The sequence below is a fragment of the Desulfovibrio intestinivivus genome (assembly GCF_053570665.1).
In genome coordinates, this window is the sequence record NZ_JBRBQT010000002.1 from 1 (window position 1) to 25,193 (window position 25,193).

Consider the following 25,193-nt stretch of genomic DNA (forward strand, 5'->3'; position numbering starts at 1 on the left):
ACTGCCCATGCCCGCAGCAATCATAAGGAGCCTTTATGCTTGTGGCGCTTGCGTTTTCGTCATTTCTGGTGGGCGCGCTTATTGGCGCAACAGGGGTGGGCGGCGTACTGCTGATCCCGGCCATCATGTTTTTCGGCGGGCTCGGCACGCATGAGGCCATGGCAACGGCGCTGTTCAGCTTTCTGTTTGCGGGCATTGTGGCAACGGCAAGCTATCAGCGCTACGGCACCATTGACTGGCGGGTTACCCTGCCAGTGGTGGCGGGCAGCTTTTTATCTGGGTATGCGGGGGCGTATGTGGGGGCGTATGTTCCGGCGCGCGGGCTCAACATTCTGCTGGCCTGTCTGATAATCTTTTCCAGCCTGTATTCCATGCTTCCGGTGCGCAAGGGCACGGGCATGGCCCAGCGGCTCAGCCCCAGGGGCAATACGGCGCTGCTCTTTGGCATTGGCATTTTTACGGGATTTTTGTGCGGCATGACGGGGGCTGGCGGGGGCATTATTTCCGTGCCGGTCATGCTGCTGTTCAGCTATGCTCCCTTGCAGTGCATTGCCACAAGCCAGGTTTTGCAGATGGTTATTTCTGTTTCCGGCTCTGCAAGCAACATGAGCAACGGCTTTATTTCCTATTCCACGGTCTGGTGGGTCACGGCCTGCGAGCTTGTGGGCATAGCCGTGGGCGCGCACATTGCCCACCGTGTGCCTGCGAGCCTGCTCAAGCGCATGGTCAGCTGGCTTTGCATGGCCATAGGTCTGTTCATCGCATGGCGGGCTATGGGTTAGACCAGGAGCTGGTACTCCAGCACTTTAGCCTTTCCAGTGATATCTGGTCACGGGCCTGCCGTGACCGCCGTAGTCTTTTTCACTGCCCAGGCGGTCAGCCGCCGTAAGGTAGTCGAAATATTTTTTCAGCGATATGCGCGAAATGCCTGTCAGCGGCTCAATATCCTTGAGGCTGAACGGGCCGGAACAGCCTTGCAGCACCTGTATGATGTTTTGCAGTGTGGTGGCGTCTATGCCTTTTGGGGTATCTGCCGGAGGCTGACCAGATTTTTTAATAAATATACGTTTGTCCAGGATTTCTTGCGTGATGGGCACCTCGGGCGATGTGAGCAGCTGGCGCTTTTCACGCAGCTGCTCAAGGGCGGTGCGGAACCTCTCAACCGTGAAGGGCTTGACGATATAGTCTGCAACGCCCATGCGAAGGGCGTTGAGAATGTCGTCGCTGTTCTGCGCAGCGGTTATCATGATGACGTCTGTATTGAAAAAACTGGTCTTGATGATGCGCAGCAGTTCCATGCCGGTCATGCCGGGCATGAACATGTCGAGCAGCACCAGATCAATCTCTCCGGCGCGCAGCAGTTCCAGCGCGGCCTCGCCGGAGCTGGCCCTGCCTTCAAGGCAAAAGCCCTCTATTCCCTCAAGATACACTGCCGCCAGATCTGCCACCATGGGATCGTCTTCAACAATGAGCACGCGGATCATTCCTGTTCTCCTTGCGCCAGCGCAGCCACAGGAACACGCACGGTAAAGACCGTGCCGTGCCCCGGTTTTGCGTCGATTTCCACAGAACCGTCCATTTCTTCCAGCGTAAACAGCAGCATGTAAAGCCCGATGCCCCTGTTTGACCCCTTGGTGGAAAAGCCCTTGGTGAAGATTTTTTCCAGGTGTTCATCGGAAATGCCGCGTCCGGTGTCGGAGACGCTGATAACAAGCTCGTCAGACTCGCCCGCCTGGGCCGGGATATTTTCGATATTCAGGGTGATCCTTTTTTCTACAGCGTAGATGGTGGCTTCAAAGGCATTGTCAATGAGGTTGCCCACCACCGTAACCAAGGCGTGCGAGCCCTTGGGCGAAAGCGGGGGGATCACGCCGTGCCCCTCGATCACCAGGGTCACGCCCATTTCATGGGCGCGGCTGTACTTGCTCTCCAGAAAGCCCGCAACAATGGGATCCTTGACCAAGGCGGCAATGGCGGAGGTTTCCAGTTTTTTGCTGCCGATAATCTGCTCGAGGTAGGCATCAAGCTCCGCGTGGCGGTCATTGCGCAACAGACCGGAAATGACGTGCAGCTTGTTGAGATATTCGTGAGAGCGCGAGCGCAGCGCCTCAACATAATTGCTGAGGCCGGTGAGGCGTTCGGCCTGGGCGCGCACGTCCGTCATGTCGCGAAAGGTCGCCACAGCGCCGATTATTTCTCCCTGCACCAGAATTGGCACGCGGTTGGTCAGCACCACGCAGCTGTTGATATTCTGCTCCTGGTCGTATTCCGGCCTGCCCTCCCTGACCACGGCATCTAGACGGGTGCCGGGGATGGCACTCTGCACGGGTTGGCCCTCCAGCGGGCCGAAAACGCCCGCCGAACGCAGAATTTTTTCGGCCATTTCGTTAACGAGCACCAGGGTGCCGTTCTTGTTCACGGCGATAATTCCCTCGCGGGTGGTGCGCAGTATGGCGTTGCGTTCTTCAAGCAGCCGGGCGATCTGGTGCGGTTCCAGTCCGAAAAGGATCTTTTTAATGGTGCGCGAAAGCAGCACCGCCAGCACAATGCCAATAACCAGCGAAAGCGCCAGCAGCCAGCCAAGAGGCCCGGTCAGGCGCGCCACGCCCGCCTCGATATCGCTGGACAAAATACCTGCGGAAGCCGCGCCTAGCTGATTGCCCTGCGCGTCAAAAATGGGCCGGAACGCCCGCAGCGAAAATCCGAATGTGCCGCGCGCCGATGAAAGGTAGGACTGCCCTTCAAGGGCCTTGCCTTCATCGCCGCCCACGAAGTGCTGACCGATTTTTGCAGCGTCGGGGTGAAAAAGGCGGATACCCTGCATATCTATCAGCACGATAAATTTTACGTCCGAGGCACGGGTGAGCGTTTCAAGAAAGGCGGTCATCTGTCTGTATGCCTCGGGCTGGCGGGTGCGCATGGCCTCCACCACAAGCGGCGATTCCGCCGCAAGCTGCGCCACGCTCGAAACGGTATTTTCCGCATCCTCATAGCCGTACTTGCTGATAAAATAGGAACCAGCCAGGTGCCCGAGCAGCATGGGCGGACAAAGCGCCAGACTGACCATAAGAACAAGCTTTACAAACAGGCTGGAATTTCTGATGGCGTGCAGCATGGTAAACCGATGAGGGCGGTCATGCTGGCGGGCAGACCGGATTGTGGCGGCGGCCCGTGGCTGGGCTCCGCCTGTGAGTGTGCGGCACAATTGCGGCAGGCGTAGGCTTGCCCGCCAGAGGCTATCATATCAGGTGCGTTGTGGGGCCGCAAATGGCGGCAAGCGTGTTGAAAATGGGTGTTGCTGCCAGATTGGGAGTGCTGCCGCAAATGGCAACATTTTGCAAAACATCCCCTGAAACATCACAGGTGTAGCGCGCGGAGCCCACACGTTCCACGGCCAAGTAAAAAATAGTGTGGAAAAATATCACCTGCGGAGTTAGGAATGGCGACCCCCCCCCTATGTGTGCAGATTTTGGAATGCTGTTGCGTTGGTCATTGAGTTACTGAACCAGGAAACGAAGATGGAGCCGGGGATGAAGAAAATTGCAGTGTTACTTTTGGTAGCCGGGATGTTGTGCGCAATGCCCGGGGGAGCAAGCGCCATTGATTTTTCGGCCAAAGGCCGCTGGGCTTATAATTTCAGCTACGGGCAGCACGGCAATTTTACCGAGGGCGGGAACAAAACGGGCTACAGCACAGGTGAAGACGAATTTGAAGCCGCCCAGCAGGTTCGCCTGCAGCTGGACGCCAAGGCTTCTGAAAATCTTTCCGGCACCGTGCATTTTGAACTGGGTGGCTACAACCGGGGCATGATGCAGTACTGGGGCGCCAGCAACAGCGGCGGCTCGCTGGGCGCGGACGGCAACTGGGTCAAGGTCAAGAACGCCTTTCTTGACTGGACTGTGCCGCAGACGGCCCTCAAGGTGCGTATGGGTATTCAGCCCATGCAGTTGCCTGACTACATCAACAACAGCCAGGTGCTGGCCGATGACGCGGCGGGCATCACCGCCTCCTACGCCTTTAACGAAAACGTGGGCGTGACGGCCTTCTGGGCGCGCCTCTTCAACGACAACACCACTGACGCAACCAACCGCAGCCCCGGCTACATGGACAACATGGATGCCGTGGGCCTGACCCTGCCCCTGACGTTTGACGGCGTAAGCCTCACGCCCTGGGGAATGTATATGGGCATTGGCCCGGCCATCAACTACAACAACGTCAAAAATTCCCAGATCACCAGCTACACCAGCGCAGCCTCTGCCGGCGGGCCCAAGGCTGGCCTGTTGCCCCTGTACGGCGGCTTCCACAAGAGCAAGCTCAGTGAATACGGCAATGCCGTATGGATGGGCCTGCCTGGTCAGGTGACGTTGTTTGATCCTTTCCGCGTGTCGTGGGATGTTGTTTACGGCTCCGTGCAGTATGACGATGCCGCCATGAACCGCGCTGGCTGGCTGGCCTCCCTGCTGCTCGAATACAAGCTGGACTGGAGCACCCCTGGTCTTTACGGCTGGTACACCTCGGGTGATGATGACAATCCGGGCAACGGCTCCGAGCGCATGCCCAACATTCACCCCAACAACCCCAACGATTTTTCGGAATTCGCCTTCCACGGCGACCCCATTGTGGGACGCGACAGCATTGTGGGTAAATCCATGACCGGTACCTGGGGCATTGGCGCGCGGCTCAAGGATATGAGCTTTATCGACAACCTCAGCCACACCTTCCGCATCAATTACATGGGCGGCACCAACGACCCGGCGATCCTGAAAAAGATCAAAAACGCCACCGGAAGCTGGATGGCTCCCAATGATGGTTCCGTGCCAGGCCGCGAGGGTCTGTACCTGACCCGCAACGACAGCCTTGTGGAATTTGGCCTGAGCACCAAGTACAAGATGTACGACAACTTCACCATCTACGTGGAAACCAACTATGACGCGCTCTTCCTCGACAAGAGCGCATCTGTGTGGGGCAACAGCAAGATGAACGGCAAGAGCGACCGCAGCGCCGATGCCTGGAATACAGCAGTGACCTTTGTGTATCAGTTCTAGGCCGCGCGCGGTCAGCCCCTGAAGCACCGCGAAAATAAAGCGCCCATGATTTCATGGGCGCTTTTGCTTTATCGGGACGTGCAGGCGGCAGATGCCGCTCATTCGGAGGCGGTGCGGCTCCGGCTCATAAGCAGAACAGGCACAATGCCCAGCGCGGCGACCGCAGCCATGAGCAGATAAACGGCATCCATGCTCCAGAGGGAAGCAATGCCGCCAAACAGCACGGGCGTCAGCATGTTGATTATGCCGCGCCCGAAGGAATTGAGCGAAAAAATGGCATCGTAGACGGTTGCGCCGCGTACCGGCTCCGTGATGATGGTCTGTATGACGGGTACGGTCCCCTTGGTCACGATGCCGATGGCCAGGGATATAATTACCGTTAGTATAAGATTGCTTGACTGGAGTAGGGCGCAAAGCAGCAGGGCAAGGGTGATCCCTGCGATAACAAAGATTTTTCGGGTGCCGAAAATATCTATCAGGCGTCCGCAGGCCATCTTGCCCACAAAGGAACCGAGGGTGAAGCCAAGGGCGAACGAACCGATGGTTTTGGCGTCTATGCCTTTTGCCACCAGCAGCAGGGGCAGAAAGGTAAATATTCTGTCGTTGCTGAAAGCATTGAGCATGCTGGCAAGCATGGCCAGAAAGACATCCCGGTTTTTCAGTATGCTGAACCCTGCAAAAGGATTGCGCCTTGGGCGCGGGGGAGGGGTTTCCGCAGATCCGGGCAATGGGCCGGAAGCGGAATCGCCCGGTTGTGTGCTGCCGCTTGCCGCTGGGGATTTTTTTACGGCGGTGCAAAAGAGCCACAGGGCGGCGCACAGGGCCAGTACGCCATAGGCTAGGCAGACTGCCCGCCAGCCCGGCATGGGGCCCACAGAGTAGGCCGCCGCAAAGGCGGCAAAAGACACCAGCGGGATGCGCCCCACATCGCCAATGGCGGTAAAGTCGCTCATGACCCGGCCAAGGCTCTGCCTTTCAGTATTGGCCGTGATGTAGGAAAAAGAAATGTTATGAAAGGCGGCAAAGCCCGCCATTGCCAGCACAAAGCACGTACCGGCGGTAATCATGCCGCCCGCAAAGGCCGCGCCCAGATAGCCGAGCCCGGCTAGGCATAGGAGCAGGGCCACAGAGCCGTCAAAGCCGAACCGCCGCGAAAACAGGCCCGTGCCAAGGCCCACGGCAGTGCTCAGGGCCGCGCCCAGCGACACCACAAGGCCCACGTCCGTTTCTCCGCTGCCAAGGGCCAGCGCCATAAAGGCCAGTACAACCGGAACAGAATCGAAAAGCCCGTCAATCAGGATGTGGTACAGATTCAGCATGATAAAGCGTGCGCGGGGTATCATGGGCAAGCTATACCGCTATGCCTGATAGGCGTCCAGTTGCCCGGCATGGGACAGTATGCAAAAAAGCTCCCCAACGGGCGGCCATTGGGGAGCTTGCAGTCTTGTGCGGGATTACTCAGGCTGTCTGGCTTTGCGCCTTCATGTCCTTTATGAGCTGATGCAATATCTGGGTCTGTTGCATGAGGTCAGATACTGCCGTGGAGGCCTGTTCCATTGCTTGCGCTGTTTCTGCGGAGATGGTGGCAATCTGCTCAACGGAGCGGTTGATCTCTTCGCTGGTGGCGGACTGCTGCTCGCTGGCCGTGGCAATGGACTGAACCTGATCATTGACCTGATCCACAAAGCCGAGGATATTTTTCAGCGAGTCGCCAGAGTGGGAGGAAAGGGCGGCGGCATTTTCAATGGCCTTGACCACGGTTTCCACGCTGGAAATATTTTTGCGCGTACCAGCCTGAATTTCGTTCACCGCGCGGCCCACATCCTGGGTTGCCGTCATGGTTTTTTCCGCCAGCTTGCGCACTTCATCGGCCACCACGGCAAAGCCGCGACCCGCATCGCCTGCGCGCGCAGCCTCAATGGCGGCATTGAGCGCAAGCAGGTTGGTCTGATCGGCTATGTCTGCAATGATGTTCATGACCTCCCCGATGCCGTCCGCCTGTTTGCCCAGCACCGCCATGTCTTCGCGAATGGCAAGGGAGTAGGCGCGCACGTCTTCAATGCCTTTGACCGCTTTGTCCACAATGGCGGCGCCGTCCTGAGCCTGCCCGCGCGTCTCGGTAGAGGCGCTGGCAGCCCGCTGGGAGTTTCTGGCGACCTCAAGCACGGTGGCGTTCATTTCTTCCATGGCCGTGGCGGTTTCCCGCACCCGGCCTGATTGCTCGTCCGCGCCTCGGCTGGACTGCTCAACGCGCGCAGAAAGCTGCTCGGAAGCCGAGGTGACAACACCAGCCACGCTCTCAAGCCGTTGGATTATATCCACAAGTTTGTTGCGGTTCTCTTCCACTTTTTGTCTGGCTTCGTGCGCTTCTTCTGCTGCGCGGGTGGCCTTGGCGACCTCCTGCTCGGCAAGCTGGCTTTTTTCTTCCGCAAAAGAAATTTTGCGCTTCAGCTCCACAAGCATGGTGCTGAGGCTCGTTGCCAGTGTGCCAAAGTCGTCCTTTCTCTGCATGGTCATTTCTGAATCAAGCGCGCCGTCGCTGATGTTTTTTGCAAAACAGATGCACTCCCTGAGCGGCTTGATAATGCCCATGGCGATAGCCAGCGAGATCACCGTGATGAGCGCCAGACCGCAAATAAACATGGCGGTAAAGAAAATGCGCCCGGTTTCAACAACGCTGCGGCCCTCGTCCGAAACTTTTTTGGAATAGGCATCAAGCAGGATAGCAAGCTTGTCCACCACGGCCCGGTGCTTTTGATAGGCGGGCGCAAGCTGGTTCAGGCAAATGCTTTCAGCTTCTGCCTTGTTGCCGGTCTGGAGCGCGGGCTTGAGCCTGGTTTCAAATATTTCAAAGATGACCTTCCCCGTGGGGTACAGCTCCTGATTGAGAATTTCCTTGATCTTTGGGTCAATAGCGCCGGAATGCCAGAATTCGTACTGTTGCTGAAATCCTTTTTTGTGCTGGGCAATAGAATTGTAAATTTTTTCAAGGCTTGCAGCATCACTGGCGTTAATGGTTTGCAATGCATCAAGATATGTTTCAACAACATAAAGCGGTGGAGGTAAAATATCGGCAAGTAAATCCTTGCTGTTTTCTATGGATTGATATGTTGCGGAACCAATTGATGTTTTTGATATCGTGTATGTTGAAATGACAAAAAGGGCAGTCATGCCCAAAAACACAGAAGCTATAAGAATGGTGAACTTTCTGGCAACAGAGATATTTTTCAGCATTGCCGTTCCCTCGCAGTTATATCATAGAATGACTGATGTGATGCTTGGTTCTAAACGGACGCGCAGGGAAAAACAATAGGGCCAGCAGACCCTCGCCAATAGAACGGCACAAAAAAGTAACATTTGCCTGTTTGGCGCAAGGGCGTTGCCGCGAAATTGCCGGTGTACAGGAAGCCCATATGGGGAAGATTTATTGAATCAAGGGGGGAGTTGCCAGAATCGACCAAAAGTTGTGCCGGTCTGAGTGGCATGATTCGGCAAACCGCCGTTCCGGCGCTCGGGCAGAGCGCCGGGGGACTCTGCATGCGATGCCAAAGCTGCGTGCAGTGCGGTTAGCGGAATTTATCGTGCAGGATTTACAGGGAGTGTGCAGAATCTGCTTGTAGCAATGCCCCTGTCTGAAACAGCGTGTCATGGCAAAGCAGCGCTGCCCCGCCATACAGCGGCGTTGCGGCCCGCGCGGTGGTTTCCTGCAAAAACTTGCCAGCCCAGCGTGTCAGATGACTGTTCAGAAAATTGCGGGCGACGTCCAGATGGCTCAACGCTTCTTCAGGATTTTGCCTGTCTGCGGCCCCGGCGGCCTCGTTAAGTACGCCGCCCAGAAAGGAAAGCTCCAGGCCGATGTGATCGTCCGGCTCATGCGCAGCGCGCGGGCTCACAAGGCCATACTCCGCATAGGCGGCGCGCACGTCAAACATTGGGCCGTCAAAGAGCAGTCGGTCGCGGGTCGTCCACACAGATTCCCACAGGGGGATAGCTTGCCCCGGGGCTGCGTACAGGGCCGTGTAATCAGCGTTGAGTGCTGGCAAGGCCGCATCAGTATAACTGCGAAAAAAATCCGCAAGCAGGGCCAGCCCACTGACGCCCTCTGGTGTTTCCGGCTGCATGGGCCAGTTTTCAAACAAGCGCTCCCTGGCCAGCAGGTCAAGCAACAAAGGGTCAGGGGCATGCAGAAAAATACGGCTGAAAAAATTGTACGCCAGGGCGCATGCGCCAAGAGTTTCTGTATTCATAGGTATGGAGCGGCCCGGAGGTTGCCCCCCGGGCCAATGGTGAAATGTTACAGGCCGATGCGCAGGTAGCTTCCGTAAAACATGAGTCGGGACAGGACTTCTCCGGCGAGCACAAGAGCCAGCGCGCACAGGGTGGAGCCGATCAGCGGTCTGTCGTGCCCGGCAAAAACCGTGCGGCACGCGCTCCATGCAAACAGAGCGCCGCCAAAGAAGACCAGCAGGATGCAGATCACCAGTATGCCCACACCCGTTCCGGCAAGCATGTCCATACCGCTGGCGCCGGTGCTGCCAACCACGCCCAGGGTGAGCATGCTCAGAGGAATGCTCACAAACTTGAGGGCAAGGCCCACAGTGGCGGCAAGGCTGCCCACGCCCATGAGCCTGCCGGAGTTTGCATCCCCCATGCCGTCCGCGTCTTTCTCAAGGCTGTAGACCATGCCGCTGACCACAGCACCCGTGAGCAGCACGGTGCTGAAGAAGCCCAGCACGGTAGAAACCGTGTTCCAGACCGGTATGGTTTCAAGCAGATATACCTTGGACATGATGCCCACGGTCACAAGGCCCATACACACCGTGACCAGAGCCAGCGGAGCAATTGAGGCGTTGTTTCTGCGCAGCACGGACAGAACCAGCAGGAGGCCGCTGAAGCAGCCCACAGAGGCTATTTCGCGGCTCAGCCACGAATGCCCGATGTTCAGCACGGTAAAGATGCTGTGCGAGGGCGTGCCCAGATGCGTGAGGGAAAGCAGCACAGCCACGAGAGACATTGCGCAGGCCACCGGGGTCTGCCAGCGCAGGCTTGCCGCCTTTACGCCAAAGCAAAGCCGCGCCGCCTCGGAAACCAGCACCATCCCCACAGCTGCCTGCACGAGGATGGTGAACATGACGAGACTCCATTCGCTGGACAGCATGGCTACACCTCCTCAGGGTTGCTGACTTTCCCGGCCTTGGAACCAGCCGGCTTGGCATTTTTGCCCAAGGTGATCACAAGATTCGGCTGGGTAATGCCGGGATCGGGCAAGGGCGCGATAACGTTGACCTCGCCGTATTTCGCAGCAAGCTCCTCATATTCGCCATAATCCAGCGCGCGGTTGGGGCAGGCCGCCACACAGGCCGGGGCCTTGCCTTCCTGCTGATAGTCGCGGCAAAAATCGCACTTGGTCATTTTACCGAGTTTGGCATCGTACTGGGGGGCGGAATAAGGACAGCCCCATTCACAATATCTGCACCCCACGCACTTGGTGTGGTCTACCGAAACAATGCCGTCCTTGCCTTTGTGCATGGCCGTTGTGGGGCAGGAGCGCACGCAGATGGGGTTTTGGCAGTGGTTGCAGCCAATGGACAGATAATAACCGAAAATATTCTGGGTATAGGTGCCGTCAGGGCGCGCGGCCCATTCGCCGCCAACGTATTCCGTAACGCGTCGCCACAGCACGCCCTCGGGCAGGTCATGCTTGTCCATGCATGCAATCATGCAGGTTTTGCACCCGGTGCACCGTGAAGTGTCGATATGAAAGGCAGGTCTTTTGTACATGAAGCTTCTCCTTAGACCTTGACGACTTCAACAAGGTTGGTGTGCTGCGGGTTGCCCTTTGAAAGCGGACTGGGCCGCAAGGAAGTGAGCACGTTCACGCACCCGCCGTGATCCTGCCCTTTTGCATCCGGTTCATACCACGCGCCCTGCGGCAGGCTGAGCACCCCGGGCATGATGCGCGGCGTGACCTTGACGGGAACAAACACCGTGCCCCGGTCGTTGAAGACCTTGGCCGTATCGCCCGCCTTGAGGCCGCGCTTTTCGGCGTCCACCGGGTTGATCCACAGTTCCTGCGGGGCCACCTTCTTCAGCCAGTCCACATTGCCGTAGGTGGAGTGGGTGCGCTGCTTGTAGTGGTGCCCGATGAGCTGGAGCGGATACTTGCTCCTGAGCGGGTCGGAAACACCTTCCCAGGTGGGCAGGTATTCGGGCAGGGCGGTGATGCGATCCCCTTCGGGCAGTTCCCAGGTGTGGCCGATATCCCAGAGTTTCTTGCTGAAAATTTCCACCTTGCCCGTGGGGGTCTTGAGCGGATTGGCCTCGGGATTGTCGCGAAAAGCCTTGTACGGCACAACGGGCGGCTGGGGAGCCTTGCGCTTCAGCACGCCCATGCTGAAGGCTTCTTCTACCGTTGCGGGCAGTTCAGGGATTTTCTTGCGGGTGTCGTCATACAGCTTGCGCAGCCACGCATCGCGTGTGCGGCCTTCGGTATATTTTCCCTGAACGCCGAAGCGCTCGGCAATGCCTGTGCAGATGTCGTAAATGGAACGCGATTCAAAGAACGGCTCCACGGCCTTTTGGGCAAAGATGACGTACTCGAGCTGGGATGAAGACCCCTGAGGGATGATGTCGTCTTCTTCAAGGTTAAAGGTGCCCGGCAGCAGGTAGTCCGCAAATTTGGCGCTGGGCGTAAGAAAGTTGTCAATGACCACCAGTGTTTCCAGCAGGGATTCATCCTTGAGAATGCGGCTGGTCTCGTTGGCGTCGGAGTGCTGGTTGATGATGGCGTTGCCCGCGTAGTTCCACATGAACTTGATGGGCACGTCCAGCTTGTCCGCGCCGCGCACGCCGTCCCGCAGGGCGGTCATTTCCGCGCCGCGCTTGATCGCTTCTGTCCACGAAAAGACGGAAATGGCCTTTTTGACCGGGTTGGTCAGGAAGGGGAAGACAGCAACGGGCAGGTTGGCGCAGCCTTCACGCGCGCCCGTGCTGCCGCCTTGCAGGCCCATGTTGCCGGTGAGCATGGCCATCATGGTGATGGCCCGTGAGGTCTGTTCGCCATTGGCATGGCGCTGAGAAGCCCAGCCCTGACAGATGTAGCAGGGCTTTGCACCGCCGATTTCGCGCGCGAGGCTGATGATTTTGTCTTCCGGAATTCCGGTAATGGTTGAAGCCCAGCGAGGAGTTTTGGGGGTCTTGTCCTCACCCTGGCCGAGTATGTAAGCCTTGTAGGAATTACCTGCGGGGATGCCCTCCGGCAGGGAATCCTCGTCATAGCCCACGGTGCAGCGCTTCAGAAAATCATTGTCCACCATGTTTTCCGAAATCAGCACATAAGCCATGCCGCTCACAAGGGCGGCGTCCGTGCCGGGGCGGATGGGGATCCATTCGTCGGCAACGGCGGCGGTATCGGTGTAGCGGGGGTCAATAACCACAATGCGGGCATTGCCCTTCTGCTTTGCCTGCATGAGGTCGTAGGTCATGCCGCCGCCGCTCATGCGCGTTTCTACGGGGTTGTTGCCAAAAAAGACCGCAAGCTTGGTATTGGCAATGTCGCTCAGCGCATTGTTGCCCAGATATTCGCCGTACATGAATGGCATGGCCTGGCTGATCTGGGAGGTGCTGTACGTGCCGTACATGTTCAGATAACCGCCAAGGCAGTTCATCAGGCGCGCCAGCGGGGTATTGCCCGTGGGCCAGGAGATGGAGAGCGTGGCGCCGAGGTTGCCCGTGCCGTAGTTGATATAGACGGCATCGTTGCCGTAGTCGGCAATGGTCTTTTTCAGACGGGCAGAAATTTCGTCCAGCGCCTGCTCCCACGAAATGCGCTCAAATTTGCCTTCGCCGCGAGCGCCAACGCGCTTCATGGGATACTTGAGCCGGTCGGGAGCGTAGAGGCGGTGCCGCATGGAGCGGCCACGCAGACAGGCGCGGATTTCGTGCAGGCCGTATTCGCTGTCGCCCTGTGTGTCCGAATCAATGCGGGTAACCACGCCGTCGGCGACATGGGCGCGCAACAGGCAGCGGCTGCCGCAGTTGACGTTGCACGATGTCCAGATGGTCTTTCCATCCTTGGCGGGCGCGCTCACAGCGTAGTTGAGGCCGTAGAACAGCCCGCCGCCTGCGGCCAGACCGCCCAGAGCGGCAACCCACTTGAGAACGCAACGCCGCGTGATTTCACCGCCGGGCGCAGTTTCGGGGGGATTTTTCTTGCTCATATCTACTCTCAAGGTCTTATTGTGAAATTTGTAACCAATCAGTACATATGAGCAGACTTAACAATTTATGTGCCAAATGAAATATCGTTTAATATCAGCGTATTGAATTTTACTGTCACGCTTTTTACAAAAAAGGTGGACAGAACGTCCACGCAAAGTCCAGATCTTTCCATTTTTTATGGAAAGGTTAGTCCTTTTCCAGCCCGTAGCGTTTGAGCTGCGCGTACAGCCTGCTCTTGCCAAGGCCGGAGATTTCGCAGGCCCTCTTGATATCCCAGGCCGAGGCTTCCATCAGTTGTGAAAAATATTCCCGCTCGGCCACGGCCAGCACCTGCTGACGAAAGTCTTTGTACGACCCCACAGCGGACGGGGCCGTGCTCAGGTTCCCGCTGGCGGAGAGCGCTGGGTGTGCCGTCGCAGCGACGTTATGCTCGCCATTGAGCTCGATGGAATGCTTGAGAATGCGAATGCGTACACCTTCCGGCAGGTTGTGAACGCACAGTTCCGGCAAGTCAAAGGCCCCTGTAAAGGCGCTTTCAATCACATTGTCCAGTTCACGCACATTTCCCGGCCAGTCGTAGGATTCCAGCGTTTCCAGAAAGCCCGTGCTGAGCTTTTTTTCCGGAACGCCATACTGGCGGGCCATGCGGCGCACCATGTTTTCCACTAATTCCGGAAAATCCTCCTTCCGCTCGCGCAGGGGCGGCAAATGAAGGGTGGTGGCCCCCAGACGATAGAGCAGATCACGGCGGAAATCGCCGTCTTCGACCATTTGCTCCAGATTGCGGTTGGTAGCGGCCACAAGTCGAAAATCGCTCTCCACCTCAACACTGCCGCCCACAGGGCGGTAGCGCCGCTCCTGAAGTACGCGCAGCAGTTTTTTTTGCAGCTCCAGCGGCAGTTCTCCGAGTTCATCCAGAAAAAGCGTGCCGTTGTTGGCCCCAAGCACCAGACCGTCGCTGGCTCTGTCCGCCCCGGTAAAGGCTCCCTTAACATGACCGAACAGGGTGCTTTCCAGCAGGGTCGCCGGAATGGAAGCGCAGTCCACCACCACAAAGGGGCCGGATTTGCGTTTGCTGTTGCGGTGCAGGGCCTTGGCGAAGAGTTCCTTGCCCGTCCCCGTCTCGCCGTGGATAAGAACGCTGCCGTCGCCTCTGGCTGCGGAGGCCAGATGCTCCAGGGCGCGCTCCAGCGCCGGGCTGTGGCCGATGATGTCCGCGCGGGAGAGGAGCAGCGGCGGGGCGCTGCATTCCCTCAGCGAGTCACGGTATTTCAGCACACGTTGCAGCGGCAGCAATATTTTTTTGGGAGAAAGCGGTTTTTGCAGGTAGTCCCACGCGCCATTGCGTATGGCAAGCTCCGCGCCGTCCGGGTCGCCCAGCCCGGTGAGCATGATGACTTCGGGCGGGGGCGTGCCCTGGCGCAGGTCTGGCAGAATAACCAGCCCGTTGGTGTCGGGCAGGCGCACATCCAGAAATATGACGTCATATTCCGTTGCCTGAGCCATGCGCTTGCCCTCGGCCCCTGTGAGCGCAAAGTCAGCCGTGTGCCCGATGGTGCGCACCAGCTCCACCAGTGCGTCGCAGGTCAGTTTGTCGTCATCTATCACCAGCATGCGGGCCATGCGTTCCTCCGTAGTGCCAGGCAGCGCCAGCGGCGCTGCAATATCTCAGAAATATTATGGATTGGTATCGTCAGGATGCAGCAGTTTTTTCACGGCTTCGGCCAGACTGTGCAGCTCCGCTGGTTTGTTCAGGAATGCTGCAATGCCGATGGCAGCGGCCTCTTCCTCACCAAAGGTATGGCTGTACCCGGTGCAGAGGATGATGGGAAGATCGGGGCGGATGTTCAGTATGGCGCGGGCGAGCTTGTCGCCGCACAGGCCCGGCATGCTGTAGTCGGTGATGACCAGATCGTATGCCTTGGGGCACTGGGCAAAGCGCTCCAGCGCGGCATTGCTTTCCGTCTCCACATGCACGGTATAGCCGAGACTTTCGAGAAACACGCGGAAGGTCTCCGCCAGTTCGCGTTCATCATCCACAAAGAGGATGGAGCCTGTGCCGGCGGGCATTTTTTGCGGCCCGGTCTTGGCGGGCTGGGCGTACTTTTGCTCACGCGCTGCGGGAATGTACACCCGGAACACAGAGCCGCGCCCCACCTCGCTGGAAACCTGCACGCAGCCGCCCCAGACCTTGACGATGCCCTGCACCACTGCCAGCCCAAGCCCTGTGCCCTTGCCCGGCGTTTTGGTGGTAAAGAAGGGATCAAAAATGCGCTCGAGCACTTCCTTGCTCATGCCGCAGCCCGTGTCTGAAACGGTGAGGCACAAAAAGCCGCGTTCGGATATTTTTGCTGCGCAGGGGGCTTCATCCGCCGTTTCTATGCCGATGGTCAGCACGCCGCCGCTGGTTTCCATGGCCTGCGCTGCATTGGTGCACAGATTCATGAGCACCTGATGCAACTGCGTGGGATCGGCCAGCACCGGAGGCTCCGGGTCGCCGATGCTGTAGTGGATGGAGATGGGCGCAGGCAGGGAAGTTTGCAGGAACTTTGCGGTTTCCTTGATAATATGGCTGACGTGTACGAGCTGCACTTCCTGATTGCTGCGTTTGGTGAAGCTGAGAATCTGGCTCACAAGGTCGCGGCCCCGATAGGCTGCGGCAAGAATGGCCTTGGTCTTGGATTCCAGCGTGGCATCGCCGTCCAGATGGAACAGCTCGATCATTTCGCCATTGGCTATGATGACGCCCAGCAGGTTGTTGAAGTCGTGGGCAATGCCGCCTGCGAGGGTGCCAAGGGCCTCCATGCGCTGCACACGCTGCAATTGCAGTTCTTTGTCGTGCAGGGAAATTTCTGCGCGCTTGCGTTGCAGGGCTTCTTCAAAGGCAAAAAGCACCTGCGTCAGCCCGAGTATTTCCGTGGGGGTGTAATCCTTGCCGCGGCGCATTACCGTGATGCAGCGCAGAACAGTGGCGTCCTTTTGCTGCAAGGGCACGATCACCATGTGCAGGCCCTCGCTGGCAAGATGCGCGCGGGCAACATTGCCGGAGCGCAGTTCACTGAGCTGGGCTTCGCCAAGCTGGATGGCGTCGCGCCCGCTGGTGTTTTTGCCGTCCGGCTCGCCATCTTCAGGATAGACAGTCAGCAGGTGGTTGAGCGTGCCCTTGGGCTGCAACTGGGCCAGGGTGGCGTGTTCGCTGCCGGACATGACGCGCGCCTCCATGAGGCAGCGCAGCATAACCTCCTGCTCCGTATGGCAATCCAGCGACCCCAGCAGAACGGTGTTGATGGAGCGCAGGGTAAGGGTGCGCTGGTTGACCTGCCGTTTGAGGCTGCGGTTCCAGAACAGCACCAGCACGATACTGCCAAACACAAGGCCAAACACGGCAAAAACGCCCATCCAGAACGTGCGGCTCGCCCAGAATGGGCGGTATTGAAGGGAAAGCCATTCCTCCTCAATCACTTGCCGTTCGTGCGGAAGAATCAGGGCAAGCCCCTTGCGCACAATGCTGCCGAGCATGGGCTCATCCTTGCGGGATGCTATGCGCAGGTCTATGGAATAGTTGGTTATGCCAGCTATGCGCAGGTTGCTGATGCGGGCATTGGCAATATAGTGCGAGGCAAGGGCCATGTCGCAGATGAGGGCGTCCACATCACCCACGGCCAGCGCGCGCAGGCCGCCGATATAGCCGCCAGTAACGGGCAGGATGGTGCGACTCGTGCCGCTGTAATGCTCGTTGAGATATTTGGTGAAATGGTCGGAAACCGTCACGCCGATGCGCATGTCCGCCAGTTTGTCCAGGGTGAGGTCGTCCGCGTATTCCTTACGGGATATGATGGCCGCGGGCACGCTGATGTAGGGCTGGGTGAAATCCAGATACTCCTGAAGCTCGGGGGTCATCTCCAGAGCCGCCACCATATCGACCTTGTGCGATTCCAGCGCCTTGAGCGCTTCTTCCCGGTTGCGAAAGCGCACAGGCACGAATTTCAGCCCGGTTTTTTCCGTAATAAGCCGGATGTAGTCTGCGCTCAGCCCCTGATAATGCCCTTTCATGTCGTAAATTTCGTAGGGGGGGTAGTGCAGGCTTACGCCCACGCGCACGCCGTCCGGGTGTTCCTTGATCCAGCGCCGTTCTTCCATTGTGAGCGGCGTGTGTTCTGGCAGGAGCGAGCAGGCGGCGGCAAAAAGCAGCGCCAGCGCGCACAATATGTAAGCTGTATATTTCATTAATTGGTGCCGCGTTGGGGCCAATAGAGTGGTTTACAAAAACTGTTTTACGCTGCGCAGGGGCAGGGCGCATGGCCTGCCCGCGCATTTGCGCTGTCTCAAGCTGCCAAGATTGGTACAGCTTGCGCTGAAAGGCAACCGTATAAAAGCCGTTCACTATGATTTGTTGCTTGCACCAGTGCGCCGCCGCTGAGCCTGCGTGCTGGCTTTGTCTGCTGACGCACACGGCGACAGAATCGTATATCTGGCTATAATTACAGAGATATATTCCTGTTCTCCGCCAGAGGGTGTTTTGTTATGCTGGCGTTACGCTGATAACCGTCACTGCTTTTCAAGCCCCTGCCCACAATTAGGAAACAGCCCATGACCGAAATTGAAAATCCTGATCCTTCTGCAACGCCCAGCCATGCATCAAACCATGAGGCAGGCCACGCGCCATACACTGCGCCAGATTACGCCTCCGGTGGCGGAGTGTTGCCGCCGCTGACCAAGACCGCGCTCAACACCCTGTGCGATACCGGGGTAATCAGCACTGTAGCATGGCAGCGGGCCGTGGAATTTTGCGGTTTCAGGCCGGACGGCAAGGCCTGGCTCGCCTACTGGCGGCAGATGTTTTTGCTGGGCGGGGCGCTGTTTTTTCTGGCGGGCGTGATCTGCTTCATTGCCTGGAACTGGGGAGCCATGACGCCCTCTGCGCGCATGGCTCTTATAGGCGCGCTTGTGGCAGGGAGCGGCCTTGGGGCAGTGCTGCTGGGGCCGGATACGCGGCTGTGGCAGGTTTTGCTGCTGGCCTGCGGCATTGCAATGGGGCCGATGCTGGCGGTGTTTGGGCAGACCTACCAGACAGGGGCCGAGTTGTGGGAGCTGTTTCGGGTATGGACGGCGCTGCTGGTGCTGCTTGCGCTGGCGGGCAGGCAGGCCGGGCTGTGGTTTGCCGCGTGGATTTCGGCCAATATTTTTGCGGCGCTCTGGCTTGGGCGCAGCCTTTCATCGCCTCTTGATGCCTTGGGGCAGTTTTTTATGGTGCCGGAGTGGCTTGTTGCCATTGCCTGCGCCATTGGGTGCTGGGAGTGGATGGCCCGCAGGGCGGCGGCCAGGCTGCAACAGAATCTGGATGATGCAGGCGATGGTACAGGCAATAATCCAGATCAGAATATAAACCAGAATAAGAACACGGCCCATGCGCAGGCGTGGCTCTGCTCGCGCTGGATGCCCAGACTGCTCTTTTTTGACATGGTTTCCCGCACCACGTTTTTTCTGATCGCCACTATTTTTAACCAGTATTTCAGGGCTGGACAGATGCTTTGGCTGCCGCCCAATTTTGTTGTGGGTTTTGCCGTGGTCGTGGCGGGTTTTTCGTGGTGGTGGTACCGCACCCGGCAGCCCGACCTCTTTATGCTTGCGACACTTCTGGCAGCGGGCGCGGCAGTGTTGCTTTCCGCTCTGGCGGAAGCGGAGCTGTTTTTCAGCGCCGGAAGCATGGCAACCTTTTTGCTGTGGGGTTTGCTTGTCACCGGCGTGACCGCGGGGCTGGCAAAGATACTCCTGCACCTGCAACGCAGCATGATAACGGCCCCCCGGCAGGAGGCCGAGGCCGTGGCCTTTTCCCCTTCGCTCTTTGGCCGTACCGCTGCCGGGAACATTTGGCAAACGCTGTGGGCGCACTTGCAGGCGGGCGATCTTGTGCCGCTCAATCAGCCGTTGCCTGACGCATTGGATAGGCTGGGGGCGCAACCCTCCCCCTGGTATGTCAGGGGCATGCTGGCCTTTGGCGGATGGGTGGCGGCGGTTTTTTTCATCGCCTTTTTCGGATTTTTGCTTTTTGAGAGTCTGGGGATCAGCTCCAATGAGGAACTGACCGTTTTTGCGGCATCTGTGCCGGTGCTGCTTATGGGGCGTGTGCTGCTGGCAAGGCAGCAGTTGTTTGCCCGACACTTTGGCTTTGCCTTGGTGATTGCCGGAACTGTCGGGCTTGCCATTGCCCTGTGCGCCAGCATCAGGCCCGAAGGTTTGGCCTGTCTTGCGCTGGCGGGGGTGCTTTTGGCTCTAGGCATCCTCATGGGCAACACTGGCTACGCAATGCTTGCGGCGGTTGTGGTCGGCAACTCTGTGGCGCTGGGGATTGCGTTCTCTTACGGGTATGCGCGCAATGGTTTTGCCACCTCCGAAGCGGGCGGCGCGGTGGAGCTGCTTTCGCTGTGGTGGGCGCTGGTTTGCGCGGGGCTGACCTGCTATTGCCTGCGTGAACACAGGTGGCGCGGCACGGCGCGTGGCAAAATGGCGGAAGGGTGGTTTTACGGCTTTTACGCTTCTGTGCTGATTTTTGAGATGTTCACCCTTGCCCCGGCGTACAGCCTCGCCAGCGATATGGGTTTGCCCGGTCTGGCTTCGGGATATTTGGGACTTGCCCCGGCTCTGGCTGTGGCCGCGCTGGCATTCTGGTTAGGCAAAGGCGCGGGCAGGACTGCCCGGTTGCTCACAATGGCGGGCATGCCCCTTGTGTTTGCGTTGTCGTGGTATCTGCCGGGGGCTGGGTTGGCCCTTTTGGGGCTAACGCTGGCAAGGCAGATGGGCAGCGTGGTGATGCAGGGCTTTGTGCTGGCGTATTTCTTGGCCTACATGGTTTTTTATTATTACAGTCTGGCTGTGCCGTTTTCGCAAAAATCCATCTATCTGATGGCAACAGGCCTTGGCTTGCTGGCGCTGGCCCTAGTTCTGCGGCTATGGCAGGCAAAAGCTGCGGCGCGGGAGGCAGCCCATGCGTAAGTTCTATATTTTTGCGGTGCTGGTTTTGTTTTTGGGCGGCTACGGCCTTTCCGTATACCGCATGGAAACAGTGCTGGCGGAGGGCAAGACAATCCTGCTGGCCCTTGCCCCGGTTGACCCGCGCGCGCCGCTCATGGGCGACTACATGGCCCTGCGTTATGTGGTGAACAACGATATTCGCAAGGCCCTTGCGCAGAGGGCCGCACAGGGCGCGGGCCAAAAGGCTGCTCAAGTGAGTGCGACAAACGGGACGCCTGAGGCTGGAGCTTCGGGCAATGCGGCAAGCGGCGGGGGCGTGGATGGCGGGGCCAGTTCCCCCACAGCGAGCGCAAAAGACCTCAACATATATGACGAAAGCCGAAAAACGGAAGGCTTTGCCGTGCTGCGCATTGCCAATGACCCGGTGCCGCATGCGGCATCATTTGTGCGGCTGGACGATGGCAGCCCCTTGCAGGCTGATGAATTCTTGCTGGCCTACAAGCTGCGCGGCTACGAAGTGCTCACAGCCGCCACGGCCTTCTACTTTCAGGAAGGAACCGCCCATCAGTATACAGGTGCAAAGTTTGGCGTGTTTAAGCTCGCGCCAGACGGCAAGACCCTGCTTGTGGGGTTGAGTGGTGGGTAGGGGAGGATGGACGATAATGTACTGAAATAATAAGAGGGAAATTATTTAGACTAAAGATGTATGCAATATTTGCGTCGCTAACAATGAGTCTCCTGCATCTTGTTGATAGCTGATAATGGGCATGAAGGCTTGGAAAGTGATGAAGAAGCTGCTAAATAAATAATGAAATAGTTAAGCCAAGGAGAGCCTATATGCTGGATGCAAAGTCTAGGTGGGTTGTATTTCAAATATTTAATTTCACTCCGAATAGTGATCAAGGAAACTTTCCTTTCAGAATGAAAACCATCCTTGAGAACATGCAACGGCGCATAAATTCTGAAGATGGATTAGTCAAAGTATATAAAAATAATACAATTGCCTTGAGAATACGTGATATGCAATTTAATAAAGAAAGCGAGACTGCAACAATATTGTTTGTATATGTAGATAAAAATGTTTCTGACCCCGCATTTGGTCAGCTTGAAAAAAATGAAATTCGTACTGAACCAAAGTTGGAGGGTGAAGGAATTGCTTTGTCATTTCATTATGTAATAGCTTTAAAAAAGATAAAAAATCTTGGATATATCGCAGTAAAAGAGCAGGTTCCAGGCTTGCAGTCACATTATATTTTATCATTTTTGCGTAATTATTTTAAAATGTTTGGGGTCACACCGTGTACTGAATATGATCAGATAGAGTCATGGCCAAAACTCAAGATTGAAACACTCGCCTCGCAAAAACTCACAGACGATGTAAATACTAGAGGGTCTATCTCAGGAATAGAGTTAATAAAAAGATATTCAATAGAACAGCTTGATGAACGAGCAGTTATGAAAGAGCATGTACACAGCTTGAAAATATCTCTGGAGAAAGTTCAAGGTGAAGAATCGCTATCAATTGTAGAAAAACTTATAGATAAGTTCAATAAGAAATTTCCTGAAGTAAGAATTACCATAAAAAGAAATGAAGGGAAGTCTTACACGTTAAAGACTTCATCAGATATACATTCCGTGAAGGATCTTATTTATGGGAAAACTGAAAAAATTGGAGTTAATGTCGCACTACCTCAGTGTTCAGAATCTATTCGTACGGACTTGACTAGTAAAATGATTAGACTTCTTTTGGCAGAGAAATATGTGCAAAAAAAAATTGGATCGGATAATTAGTGAGTCAAGGTTGTTGAGGCCACTTTTATATTTTTGTATTCAGCATAAGGCAAAGTGCATTTATGACGTAGCTATCCCATGTTTATCAGTAATATGTGTATTATTTTTTTATCACATATGGTGTATACCATTAAAGCTTTATGATGTTGCTAAGTCAACTTCTTCGCTTTTGGGTGTACTTCCTGGGTTTTATATTGCGGCTCTAGCTGCAATAGCAACATTCAATGGGAAAAGTATAGATGGAAAGATTGATGGAGATAATCCACCGACTCTTTTTTCTTCAGAAAATGGAATAAGCAAAAAACGTGAACTATCAAGAAGAAGATTTTTATGTTTTTTGTTTGGTTATCTTGCGTTTATTAGTATAGTGCTATGTCTTTTTAATATTTTTTTTCTTATCCTAGAACATGCAAAGTTGCATTATTCGTTTCTTGTCATTGCAAAATATTTAGTGGCAATATTTTATGTGTATTTTTTTGCTCACATGATAGTGACAAGTCTTGTGGGGCTTTTCTATCTGTGTGATCGCCTTCATTGGCCTAGCCATAGCGACCCAGATGCTGAAGACTGATTTTTCAGGCTAGTCTGTCGGGGCCTTGTGAAGAAAATAGAAAAAGCCCTTACGGCTCGTCTCCGTAAGGGCTTGAGTTATCTGGTTGCGGGGGCAGGATTTGAACCTACGACCTTCGGGTTATGAGCCCGACGAGCTACCGAGCTGCTCCACCCCGCGACACGTGCAGCGTTTCTCGCTGCGAGAACAGATATCTAAGCGCTTGGCCTCTGACTGTCAAGGAAATTAATAAATTTTTTTGAAAGAGCCTCATTTAAAAATGATTGTCAGAGTCTGAAACCCTTTGTTTGCGCAGTTATATTGCATTTTACTTCTCAAAAATATTTTTGCTCCGGGGGCGCGTTTTTCAGTCAGCATAATCTCACTTGCCAGTTGCCGCAGTAACTGTCGTTCCTTTTTTCCATTTCATTCGTTGAGATTCCGGCTGGTCGTGCTGGTCAGCATCCACATCCGCCCCTCGCGCAACCCCCCAGCGATTGCAAACAGGCCCGCGTGGGGCTAAACTTCGGCTGTCAGCGCCGCCTTGCGTTTTGCAGGGCGACCCGCCGCATCAAATCCTTCGGATGTTTCGCCATGCTCACCCTTGTTTTGGCCGTTGTCATTGCTGTTGCCGTTTCCTTTACCTGTTCGCTGCTTGAGACGGTGCTGTATTCCCTTTCGTGGTCAACCATCGAGCGGCTGCGCAAGTCCGGCAGCAAGTCCGGCGAGCTGCTGTACGCCCTGCGCACCCAGGTGGACAAACCCATTGCCGCCATCCTCACGCTCAACACCATTGCCAACACCGCCGGGGCCACGGTGGCGGGCGCGGCCTTTCTGGCCGTGTACGGGCCGGAATACATGTCGATTTTTGCCGTGGGCTTTACTGTGCTGATTCTGACAATGGGCGAAATCCTGCCCAAGAATCTGGGCGTGACCAAGGCAGAGCCGCTCGGCGTGATGCTCGCCCGCCCGCTTGCCATCATGGTCAAGCTCATGTCGCCGCTGCTGTGGGTTACGAGCATGATAACGCGGCTTGTGTCCCCGCCGTCCGCTGGCCCGGTCATTTCCGAGGACGACATCCGCGCCGTCACGAGCCTTTCGCGTCAGGCGGGGCGCATCAAACCTTATGAAGAAGCCTTTATCCGCAATGTGCTGGCGCTGGATCAAAAGCGCGTGCGCGAAATCATGACCCCCCGCACGGTGGTGTTTGAACTGCCGGACGACCTCACCGTGGAGCAGGCCTATACAGACCAGCGCACCTGGCATTTCAGCCGCATACCCGTGTACGGCGACAATAACGAAGACATTGTGGGCGTGGTGGAGCGCCGCACCCTGGGCCGCTGCATAAACGAGGGCCGCAAAGATGTGACCCTCGGCAAGATCATGCGCCCGGCACATTTTATCATTGAAAACCAGACCCTTGACGTGCTGCTGCACGAGCTGCTCAAGGCCCGCGTGCATCTCTTTGTGGTGCTGGATGAATACGGCGGTCTTGCTGGCGTGGTGTCGCTGGAAGACGTGCTGGAAGAAATCCTCGGCAGCGAAATTGTGGACGAAAGCGATAATGTGGATGATCTGCGCGCGCTGGCTCGTCAGCGGCGGCGCGAACTGAGCGTGAACCGGCAGGGCTGATCTGTTGCCCTGCGCTGCCCGCTTGCCCGGCTTGCAAATCCGGCGCGTTGCAGCTTGCGCGCCAGCCGATTAGGATTGGGCGGCGTGGAATAATTGTATTATCCCTTGCGGCAGAAATCTTATTGCAGTAGTATGATAAGACGCAGGCCGCATTCTGCCTTGCATGTGTGCCTGAGCAAATGCTTGTTTGGATTCAGCCCCTGTTCCCCTGCTGTTGCAGTGGTGTGCGCCCGCACACAAAGCTTGCGGCAAGTGTGACCACAATCACAGAACCCGCGCCCCTAGCTGAGTTATACTTCTATTAAAAATAATTCCTATCTTGTCAGCAGGTATAAAATAGCGTAAGGGTTTGAGCAATCAGGGCCGGGCGGCCCAAGGCAAAAGCCCCAGCCCGGCAGGTTCGGTCTGCGCGCCTTGCGGCGCGACAGGTCGAAGGTCATGGCCCCTTTCGGGCAGCACCAAACATGACCCAATGTTTCAGGAGAAACGCATGGCCCGCAAAAAAAACACTGGCATCTACATAGCCGCGCTGCTGCTCTTTTTGGGCGGGGTGGGCTATCTTGCATATTCCGGCTTTTCTGAAAACAGCGTGTATTTTCTGAATGTGTCGGAAGCCAAGGCCGCAACGCCCGAAAAACTCGTGGCGGCGCGGCTTTTTGGTACTGTGGCCGAAGACGGCATTGAGAAGCACCGGGGCGCGCCCGGTGTGGATTTTCGCCTTGAAGACAAGGACAACGCCAGCCAGACCATTCTGATAAGTTATTCCGGCGCGGTGCCGGATACCTTCAAGGCTGGCGCGGAAGTTATTGTTGAAGGCGGCATGGGGCCGGAAGGCCGCTTTCAGGCCAAGACGCTCATGACCAAATGCCCCTCCAAATACCAGAAAGAGAACCGCAATAGCTGAGCCTGCTCAGCGGCATTGCCGTTTGGCGAGTGCGATTGGCCTGACTGGCCCTTCGTTCTGTCCATTGTTGCGGGCCAAG

18 protein-coding genes and 1 tRNA gene are annotated in these 25,193 nt (G+C 56.5%); 8 read left to right on the forward strand and 11 right to left on the reverse strand.

Annotated elements, in window-relative coordinates; translation table 11 throughout:
* The first annotated feature begins 35 nt into the window (after positions 1–35).
* Positions 36–782: a sulfite exporter TauE/SafE family protein gene (locus tag ACUZ9P_RS14405; protein WP_449250265.1), complete on the forward strand. Its 747-nt coding sequence runs from the start codon at positions 36–38 to the stop codon at positions 780–782.
* Positions 783–806: 24 nt separating this feature from the next.
* Here ACUZ9P_RS14405 and ACUZ9P_RS14410 read toward each other — a convergent pair whose 3' ends face one another.
* Together ACUZ9P_RS14410 and dcuS are read right to left on the reverse strand one after the other, a co-directional pair.
* Positions 807–1,484: a response regulator gene (locus tag ACUZ9P_RS14410; RefSeq protein ID WP_022659973.1), complete on the reverse strand. Its 678-nt coding sequence runs from the start codon at positions 1,482–1,484 to the stop codon at positions 807–809.
* Positions 1,481–3,115: a DcuS/MalK family sensor histidine kinase gene (gene dcuS, locus ACUZ9P_RS14415; RefSeq protein ID WP_449250266.1), complete on the reverse strand. Its 1,635-nt coding sequence runs from the start codon at positions 3,113–3,115 to the stop codon at positions 1,481–1,483. Before dcuS ends, ACUZ9P_RS14410 begins: the two co-directional genes overlap by 4 nt.
* Positions 3,116–3,530: 415 nt before the next feature.
* Between dcuS and ACUZ9P_RS14420 the strand changes: the two genes are divergently transcribed.
* On the forward strand, positions 3,531–5,045 hold the full coding sequence (locus ACUZ9P_RS14420) for an outer membrane homotrimeric porin (protein ID WP_449250267.1): 1,515 nt from the start codon (positions 3,531–3,533) through the stop codon (positions 5,043–5,045).
* 98 nt (positions 5,046–5,143) lie between these two features.
* Here ACUZ9P_RS14420 and ACUZ9P_RS14425 read toward each other — a convergent pair whose 3' ends face one another.
* The 8 genes from ACUZ9P_RS14425 to ACUZ9P_RS14460 all read right to left on the reverse strand — a co-directional run bounded on the left by ACUZ9P_RS14425 (position 5,144) and on the right by ACUZ9P_RS14460 (position 17,492).
* The gene (locus ACUZ9P_RS14425) at positions 5,144–6,364 is read right to left on the reverse strand and encodes an MFS transporter (RefSeq protein WP_449250268.1); all 1,221 of its coding nucleotides are present in this window, start codon (positions 6,362–6,364) and stop codon (positions 5,144–5,146) included.
* Between the two features lie 139 nt (positions 6,365–6,503).
* Entirely contained in the window at positions 6,504–8,279 is a 1,776-nt protein-coding gene (locus ACUZ9P_RS14430) for a methyl-accepting chemotaxis protein (protein WP_449250269.1), read from the reverse strand.
* Between the two features lie 356 nt (positions 8,280–8,635).
* Positions 8,636–9,292, reverse strand: coding sequence for a TorD/DmsD family molecular chaperone (locus tag ACUZ9P_RS14435; RefSeq protein ID WP_449250270.1), 657 nt, complete (start codon positions 9,290–9,292; stop codon positions 8,636–8,638).
* Positions 9,293–9,339: 47 nt separating this feature from the next.
* Positions 9,340–10,203 carry a dimethyl sulfoxide reductase anchor subunit family protein gene (locus ACUZ9P_RS14440; protein ID WP_449250271.1) on the reverse strand — a complete coding sequence of 288 codons (864 nt, stop codon included), beginning with the start codon at positions 10,201–10,203 and terminating at the stop codon, positions 9,340–9,342.
* 2 nt (positions 10,204–10,205) lie between these two features.
* Positions 10,206–10,826, reverse strand: a complete 621-nt coding sequence (locus ACUZ9P_RS14445) for a DMSO/selenate family reductase complex B subunit (RefSeq protein WP_240823426.1) — start codon at positions 10,824–10,826, stop codon at positions 10,206–10,208.
* An 11-nt stretch (positions 10,827–10,837) separates the two neighbouring features.
* Complete coding sequence (locus ACUZ9P_RS14450) at positions 10,838–13,264, reverse strand: DMSO/selenate family reductase complex A subunit (protein ID WP_449250272.1); 2,427 nt, start codon at positions 13,262–13,264, stop codon at positions 10,838–10,840.
* A gap of 187 nt (positions 13,265–13,451) precedes the next feature.
* Positions 13,452–14,888 (reverse strand): sigma-54-dependent transcriptional regulator, encoded by a 1,437-nt coding sequence (locus ACUZ9P_RS14455; RefSeq protein ID WP_449250273.1) that lies wholly within the window; start codon positions 14,886–14,888, stop codon positions 13,452–13,454.
* A 54-nt stretch (positions 14,889–14,942) separates the two neighbouring features.
* Complete coding sequence (locus tag ACUZ9P_RS14460; protein WP_449250274.1) at positions 14,943–17,492, reverse strand: ATP-binding protein; 2,550 nt, start codon at positions 17,490–17,492, stop codon at positions 14,943–14,945.
* A 363-nt stretch (positions 17,493–17,855) separates the two neighbouring features.
* Between ACUZ9P_RS14460 and ACUZ9P_RS14465 the strand changes: the two genes are divergently transcribed.
* From ACUZ9P_RS14465 to ACUZ9P_RS14480, 4 genes are all read left to right on the forward strand, one after another.
* Positions 17,856–20,258 carry a DUF4401 domain-containing protein gene (locus tag ACUZ9P_RS14465; protein ID WP_449250275.1) on the forward strand — a complete coding sequence of 801 codons (2,403 nt, stop codon included), beginning with the start codon at positions 17,856–17,858 and terminating at the stop codon, positions 20,256–20,258.
* Positions 20,251–20,883, forward strand: coding sequence for a GDYXXLXY domain-containing protein (locus tag ACUZ9P_RS14470; RefSeq protein ID WP_449250276.1), 633 nt, complete (start codon positions 20,251–20,253; stop codon positions 20,881–20,883). Before ACUZ9P_RS14465 ends, ACUZ9P_RS14470 begins: the two co-directional genes overlap by 8 nt.
* 191 nt (positions 20,884–21,074) lie before the next feature.
* A complete protein-coding gene (locus tag ACUZ9P_RS14475) occupies positions 21,075–22,028 on the forward strand; it encodes a hypothetical protein (RefSeq protein ID WP_449250277.1) in 954 nt (317 codons plus the stop codon).
* Entirely contained in the window at positions 21,997–22,599 is a 603-nt protein-coding gene (locus ACUZ9P_RS14480; protein WP_449250278.1) for a hypothetical protein, read from the forward strand. Before ACUZ9P_RS14475 ends, ACUZ9P_RS14480 begins: the two co-directional genes overlap by 32 nt.
* Positions 22,600–22,681: 82 nt before the next feature.
* On the opposite strand, the gene ACUZ9P_RS14485 is transcribed toward ACUZ9P_RS14480, so the two are convergent.
* Positions 22,682–22,758 (reverse strand) — tRNA-Met (locus tag ACUZ9P_RS14485).
* A gap of 414 nt (positions 22,759–23,172) precedes the next feature.
* Between ACUZ9P_RS14485 and ACUZ9P_RS14490 the strand changes: the two genes are divergently transcribed.
* A complete protein-coding gene (locus ACUZ9P_RS14490; RefSeq protein ID WP_449250280.1) occupies positions 23,173–24,210 on the forward strand; it encodes a hemolysin family protein in 1,038 nt (345 codons plus the stop codon).
* A gap of 490 nt (positions 24,211–24,700) precedes the next feature.
* Complete coding sequence (locus ACUZ9P_RS14495) at positions 24,701–25,114, forward strand: cytochrome c maturation protein CcmE (protein ID WP_027181034.1); 414 nt, start codon at positions 24,701–24,703, stop codon at positions 25,112–25,114.
* Positions 25,115–25,193 lie beyond the last annotated feature (79 nt).